Raw genomic sequence first — 6,661 nt, forward strand, 5'->3', positions numbered from 1 at the left:
GACCGGCGGCAAACACAACAGGTTCAAGCGCTCCGGGCGAGACCTTCTTAACAATATCGCCCGGCCGGGTACGTACTAGGAACATGAAGGGGGCGATCGCCTTACTCCTCATGGGGCTGGCTGTTCCGCTGTTCGCCGTGCCCCCGCCGATCTACGTCCACATCGTCATGCACAACGAGGAAGGCGGCGATTACCACGTCAACCCGGCGCTGTTTTTGCGCGAGCGCTCGAACCTGGTGGTGTTCGCCGACATGCTCTCCTCGCACGGCGTGATGTTCAACTGGCAATCCGACTGGTCCTTCCTGCGCGCGGTGACCAACTTCGATCACGGGACGCCGGAAACGGACGGCACCAACGTCGTGGTCTGGCTGAAGAACAAGGGGTTCGAGGTGGACCCGCACGCGCACGAGTCGGACGCGGGCCAGCACAGCTACGCGGACGTGGCCTCCCTGATGGGACAGTGCGGCGTGACGCCTTCCGACATCGCCGGCGGGTTCATCGCCTGGCCGCCGACCAGTTCCTTGCTGACCCATTTGAGCGGGACGGTCACGGGCTGGCAGTACACGGCCGAGACGTGGACGCCGGCCGTGCTCTGGGGCGGCGGCACGGCCTCGCACCGCGACGAAACGAACCTCTGGGTGTCCGGCATCTGGCGGCCGAAGGACACGAACTATTTCACGCGGCACGACGACGCGGCGCCCGTTCCGCACATCGGCAACTTCGGCGGCAAGACCTGGCGCTGGCTCAACCTGGACCGGTTGGTCGAACTGCGCGGGCGCGGGTTGCTGGCCACGAACCGCCTCTACACCTGCGCCATCTTCGCGGGCCAGTCCGAGTTGCTGCCCGCCTTCATCACGGAATTCGAGACCAACCTGCTCCTGCGCATGACCAACAGCGACCTCGTCTGGGCGGGCTTGAACGAGACCTTCCAGGCCTGGCAGACCGCGTACGGGAGCGAGCCCAACATCTTTCCGTTCGACGGCCGGCTCGATTCCGACGCGGACAGCCTGCCGGACGGCTGGGAGGCGAGCAATTTCTGGGACATGATCGCCAGCGACGGGACCAACGACTGCGACGGCGACACCTTCAGCGACCTGGACGAGTTCATCACCGGCACCCTGCCGGCGGACACGTCCAGCTATTTCAAGGCGGCCATCCATTCCGCCACGGGTGCCCCCTGCGTGATTTCGTGGACCTCCCGGACGGGCAACTCGTATTTCCTGACCAGCACCACCAACCTGATGGCCGGGCGCTGGCTCACCAATCATCTGGCCGCCGGGATCGACGGCGCGCAGGTTTACACGGACACGCCGCCCGTCGGGTCCGTGATCTACCGCGTGCGCGTGACCCGTCCCTGACCGTCCGGGAGAAGCGGGAAAGAGCGCGGGCGCTTCCGCTGGGAAGCGCCCGCGTTGTCCCTCCAGCCAACCTGGCGACCGATCAGGTTCCGGATATGAAGTAGTTCAAGGCCTGGATGAAGGTCTTGCCGTACACCTTCTGGCTGCGGCTGATCAACTCGGCCAGCACCTGCCGCAGGCCCGCCGTCTTGGTGCGATTGCGCATCGCGGTCAGCAAACTGATCCCGCTGCGGATGTCGCTGTCCGACAGTTTTGTATCTTTCTTCTGGTTGAAGAACGCGTCGGCATGGGACGCGGCCTTCTGGGTCAGGTAGAGCGCCGACGAGAGCAGGGTCGCGTTCTCCTTCTTGAGAAGCATGGCGGCCACCTCACCGGAATACATCGTGTACAACTTGTTGTAGCGCGTGCCGGCCTTGGTCCGGACCATGATGTCGCGGGTCTTTCGCAGGCCGTCGAGGGAAAACTTGTACGGCGGATCGACGATCTCCTCGAGGGCGCACTCGACCGGATCCAAGTGGATGTATTGCGCCTCGTTCTCGTAGGTAAAGACCACGCCCACGCCGTTGGCATAGATATCCGCCGCGGTGCGGGGCGAGGGCCACTGTTCCTCGTAGACGTTGGTTGAGACGAGGTTGTAGGCCTGATAGTAAGGGGTAGACAGGTAATTGGTCCCGTCGATCGTCGTCGTCCAGGCCTCCTCCAACTCGATCTCCGCCGGGAACGCGTAGGTTTCGGCCGAGTCGGCGGCGAGACGGACAAAGACCAAGTCGATATCGCCGTCTCCCCATGAAGTAAAGGGAAACGCCGGGAAATCCTCGTCGTCGTCGTCCGTCCATCGGGCGCAGGCATAGATGTCCTCGTTGACCGTGCCGGCCAACGTGTTCAGGAAGTAGCGGTTCAGTCCGCGCAGGGCGGGGTGGCGATCCCGGGCGCGGTTGACCCATCGGTAGCACGCGTTGCGTTCGGGATCGTTGTAGTAGGCGTCGGTCCAGTAGGAGTACATGTTGGACCAGGCCGACTCGAAGTTGATCTTGTTGGGGACGCCCAGCGCCTGGCCCTGGTATACCATGGGCACGCCGTAGAGGGACGCTGCAATGGCATAGCGCGACCACATCACCCAGGCGTCCGCCCCGCCCGGATCCTCGTCATGGCTCGTTCCATTCCACATGATCGCCGCCGTGTAGCTCAACAGGTCGGTCTCTTCCTCCAGGATCGTGCGGTAAGAGGACATGTTCTCACTGTCCGTCCGGAACCAGTAGTGGTTCACGGTGGTGATCAGGTCGAAATGACGGTTGGCCCGGTAGCGCACCGGGTCGTCGTCCAGCACCTCGGCCAGGAAGACGAAATCCCACTTGTCCTGGCGGGTCCGGTTGATGATGTACTCCCACGCCTGCGCCGGCAGCCCCTGCGCGAAGTCGGCGCGGATTCCGTCGAGTTTATTGCCCGTCTTGCCCAGCCAGTACGGCACATAGTAGGCGAAGTAGCGCCAGACATTGCTGGCCACCACCTGCTCGTACGCCGCCGGGGCGGCATCGGTCCAGGTCCAGAACTGGTCGCGCTCGTCATCGTAGGTCCCGATGCCGTCGCAGTACGAGTAGTAGCAGCCCAGCGCGCTATAGTCGCCGAAGAACCAGTCCACGCCCGCGTCGTACCACTGGTGGCGGTACGGCTGATCCGCCGGCGCCCAGGTCGCGGCCTCGGCATCGCTGGCGGCCGGCTGCCGGAAGTAATAGCTCCCGCCCGACCAGTCGGACCCGCGCGTGCACCACGTCGGCGTGGCGTCCCGGATCTGGGTGTTCGTGGCGGCCAGGCCGATCAACCCGGCCTCGTAGGCGCCCTGCCCGAAGACGCAGTCTCGCCCGGCGTGGTTCATGGCCACGTCGACGAACACGTTCAGCCCCAGCGCCTCGGCCTCGGCGCACAGGTTGGAAAAGGCCTCCAGCGATGCCGCGCTCGTGCCGGCGTCCGAGAACTGCTCGTTGACCTGCCAGTAATTCTTTGTGCTGTACGGGCTGCCCGGATCGTAATTGGCGCCCACGTAACCACACGCGTCGGGCGCCGTGGCGCAGGTGTTGTACCAGCGCTCATCGGTGATCGGGTGGATCGGCATGAGCCACAGCGTGTTGAAATAGAGGTTGGTCGCGACGTATTCGAGGTTGAACGGGTCGAACCCGTCCGCATCGGCGCTCGTGAAATCCTCCAGGGTGCTGCGCTGGGCCGCCGTCCCGCCCGACAGGGCTTCCACCGTGAACGTGTTGGCCTCGTAGATGCGCAGGTCCAGCACCTTCTTCGGCGAAACGACGACACAGATGTCCCGGTGATCCACGCCGCCGTCCTCGAAGTCGTTCATCCAGTACATCGTGGCGTCGCCGTCGAGCTGGAAGTACGCCGTCGCGCGGAACACCCCGCACTGGTCCACGGTCAGGGTGACCTCGTAGAGTTCGTGGCCCGCCGCGGAGCCCGCCCCGCTGTAGGTCATCTCGTGGCCAAGATAGTAGCTGCTGGCCGGATCGCCGCCGTCCGCGAAGCCCTCGTAGATCCTGGCGTAGTCGCGCCGGCCGATGTTGCTCCAGAGGACCACGTTGGTGATGGTCCCGCCTTCCGGATAGACATCCACTTCGAAGGTCACGTCGATCGAATCGCCGGCATCCTCGTCGAGGAAGTACTTCGCCACCCCGTAGTTTCCCGACTGGCCGTCCGGCCAGAACTCCTCGTCATAGACCTTCGGGTATCCCATCCACACGTCGGCATAGCCGGCACAAACCCAGGCCAGCATAAGAACGGCAACGATCCACTGCTTCATCCTGTCTCCTTTTGTTCGCCCCGCCTGCGGCGGAGCCGCGCCCACCCTGCCTCCTTACATCCCGCGCGACCTCACGCCTCCCGCTCTGCACACCTTGCGGCGCAGGACCCCTTTGTCGTGTTGAACGCGCAGGAAAAGCCGTTTCTAACGGGAATAATATCTAAACCGTTTAAGCTAATTTGTTAAGCGGTTTTTTTAAATACTCACTAAATAGTTATTACTTATTTATTATAAGGAGATTACTACTTTGCAGGGCGGACGGACGCGGGCAAATTCCGAGGGAGGGTGCCGGCCTCCCGTGATAACAGGATCCGTCGTCCCGGCCCCCTCCAAGGACCTGCCGGCGATTGTTTTTGTCCGGCCGACGATTTCTTCTTATGCTGGCCCAATGAAGATCGGGCCGGATCACCACCTCGATGCGCGGACCCGCTGGACCTGGCGCCATTTCCGGCTGGACCTGCCGGCGGACTGGGAGATGCTCCAGTTCTCGCGCGACATGGAGAAGGGCCGCTGCGCGTTCGCGGACCGCTATCGCTTCCGCCTCGAATTCGATTGGCGGCGGGTGCCCGGCGCGCCGGACTTCGAACGCATGATGGGCGACTACCGCGCCCGGCTGGAATCCCCGGGCGACGCGGAGGTCACGGATCTCTCGGTCGATTCCTGGCGCGGGATCGAGGTCCGCAGGCCCGCGGAATCGACTTCGCGGTTCGGCCGCTATTTCATCGAGTCCGGGTGCCTGATCGAACTGGTCTTTCTGTGGCCGGGCGAACGGGACGCGGGTCTTGAGCAGGCCATCCTGCGGAGCTTCGCGCCGGAACCGGAAACCCCGGCGGGCGAACATCGGTGGCGGGCGTTCGGGCTGGACGTGACCGTGCCGCGCTCGTTCGTCCTCTCCGGCTGCACCGTGCAGCCGGCCCTCGCCCGCCTGGAGTTCGCCGGGCCCCGCGCCCCCGCGCGAGCCTCGTTCCGTCGCCTCGGGCTGGTGCCGCGCTGGCTCAAAACCTCCGCGGGCAAATGGCTGGAGGCCCAGGCCTCGCGGAGTCTTCGGAACCCCCGCCGCTCGACGCTCGACGAGGCGGGCCACCGCATCGAACGGATCGAGGGCGCGTTCGTTCCCCAGGGCCTGCTGAAGGCGCGCGGGCAGTACGAGGCCGCCGCGTGGCTCTGCCCGCGCGACGGCCGGCTCTACCACGTGGAGCGCATCCGCGGCCGGAAGGATCCCGCCGACCTGCCGGCCCTCCATTATGCGCTTCACTGCTGTGCGCCTCCTTCGCGCTGTAGCGGCGGCTCTATGAGCCGCCCGGAACAAGACATATCCGCGCCCGCCGGCGAACACGGAAACGCCGATTGGATCCCGATGCTCCGCGCGCGGATGATCCCTAACGCGGCCGCGCGGGTGCGGTCGGCGGCGTCACACGCCGAGTTGAGCCTCGAGGTGCCGACGCGCCGGCCGCGATGGCTGGTCCCTCCGATCTCCTGGGTCGTGCGCCCGCCCGCGTTCCGCACGCTGACCCTGGATGCCTTGGGGGTCGAGGTATGGACGCTGTGCGATGGGCGGCGCACGGTGGAGAATATCATCGACGTCTTCGCGCAGTCCCACGGGCTGACCTTCCACGAGGCCCGCGTCTCCGTGACCGCCTACCTGAAATCCCTGCTGCAGCAGGGCGCCCTGGCCGTCGCGCGCTGACCCCGCGGGCGCTCCGTAGTTTTGCGCAAGCAGCGCCGGTGGACCGTCTCCGTGCATGCCATATAGTCATCCTGTAGCAAAACCCCAAACGCGGAGGAGCGCAACATGAAGAAGACGCATGCAGGATGGATGATCGCCGCGGTGATGACGCTGGTCGCGTGGAACCCGTGGACCGCTTCGGCCCAGGCGATTTGCGACGATCCCGTGGGCGTGAACCTGATCGCGGGGCAGCATCATGATGCCGGCGACGTGCTCGTGGGCAACGACGATGAGTTTCTTTTTATCGTCTTCCTGACGCAGGACGGATGGGGGCTGAAGGAGACGCATGTCTCCGTCGGGGCGGGCCTGTCGGATATTCCGCAAACCAAGACCGGGAATCCCCAGGTGGGCCGGTTCGAGTACAAGAGCGCCCACAGCGGCGAGACCATGTACGTGTACGTCATTCCCCTGGAAACCTTGGGGTTCGAGGAAGAAGATTGCGGCGTGGTGGCCGCGCATGCGGTGGTGGAGAAGGTCGTCAATGGCGCCGTGGTCCAGCGCGAGACCGGCTGGGGCCAGGGGGAGAACTTCCCGGGCCGGAACTGGGCCATGTATTTCCCGTTCTGCGTGGAAGAGTGTTCGGAGGGCGAAGGCTGATCGCGCATCGCCGTCATGAACAAGGCGCGCGCCCCGCTGCGGGGCGCGCTCCTCGTGTTTGGCCCTTTACTAGTCCGCGACATGGCCTGAAGAGAACGAGCTTTTTTCTCTTGGTATTCAGGACCTAGTATATATACTAGGTTACAGAAAGGAGCTCTCTATGGGCTATCCAACGAA

4 protein-coding genes are annotated in these 6,661 nt (G+C 64.5%); 3 read left to right on the forward strand and 1 reads right to left on the reverse strand.

The genetic code is table 11. The features are described 5' to 3' along the window. The first annotated feature begins 83 nt into the window (after nucleotides 1-83). Nucleotides 84-1,358 (forward strand): hypothetical protein, encoded by a 1,275-nt coding sequence (locus KA248_09800; GenBank protein ID MBP7830197.1) that lies wholly within the window; start codon nucleotides 84-86, stop codon nucleotides 1,356-1,358. Nucleotides 1,359-1,440: 82 nt separating this feature from the next. Here KA248_09800 and KA248_09805 read toward each other — a convergent pair whose 3' ends face one another. Continuing rightward, nucleotides 1,441-4,161 carry a hypothetical protein gene (locus tag KA248_09805; protein ID MBP7830198.1) on the reverse strand — a complete coding sequence of 907 codons (2,721 nt, stop codon included), beginning with the start codon at nucleotides 4,159-4,161 and terminating at the stop codon, nucleotides 1,441-1,443. Between the two features lie 388 nt (nucleotides 4,162-4,549). Between KA248_09805 and KA248_09810 the strand changes: the two genes are divergently transcribed. Both KA248_09810 and KA248_09815 read left to right on the forward strand, forming a co-directional pair. Continuing rightward, on the forward strand, nucleotides 4,550-5,848 hold the full coding sequence (locus tag KA248_09810; GenBank protein ID MBP7830199.1) for a PqqD family protein: 1,299 nt from the start codon (nucleotides 4,550-4,552) through the stop codon (nucleotides 5,846-5,848). Nucleotides 5,849-5,953: 105 nt separating this feature from the next. Further along, entirely contained in the window at nucleotides 5,954-6,484 is a 531-nt protein-coding gene (locus tag KA248_09815; protein MBP7830200.1) for a hypothetical protein, read from the forward strand. The last annotated feature ends 177 nt before the right edge of the window (nucleotides 6,485-6,661 follow it).

Source organism: Kiritimatiellia bacterium (assembly GCA_018001225.1).
Lineage (GTDB): Bacteria > Verrucomicrobiota > Kiritimatiellia > CAIQIC01 > JAGNIJ01 > JAGNIJ01.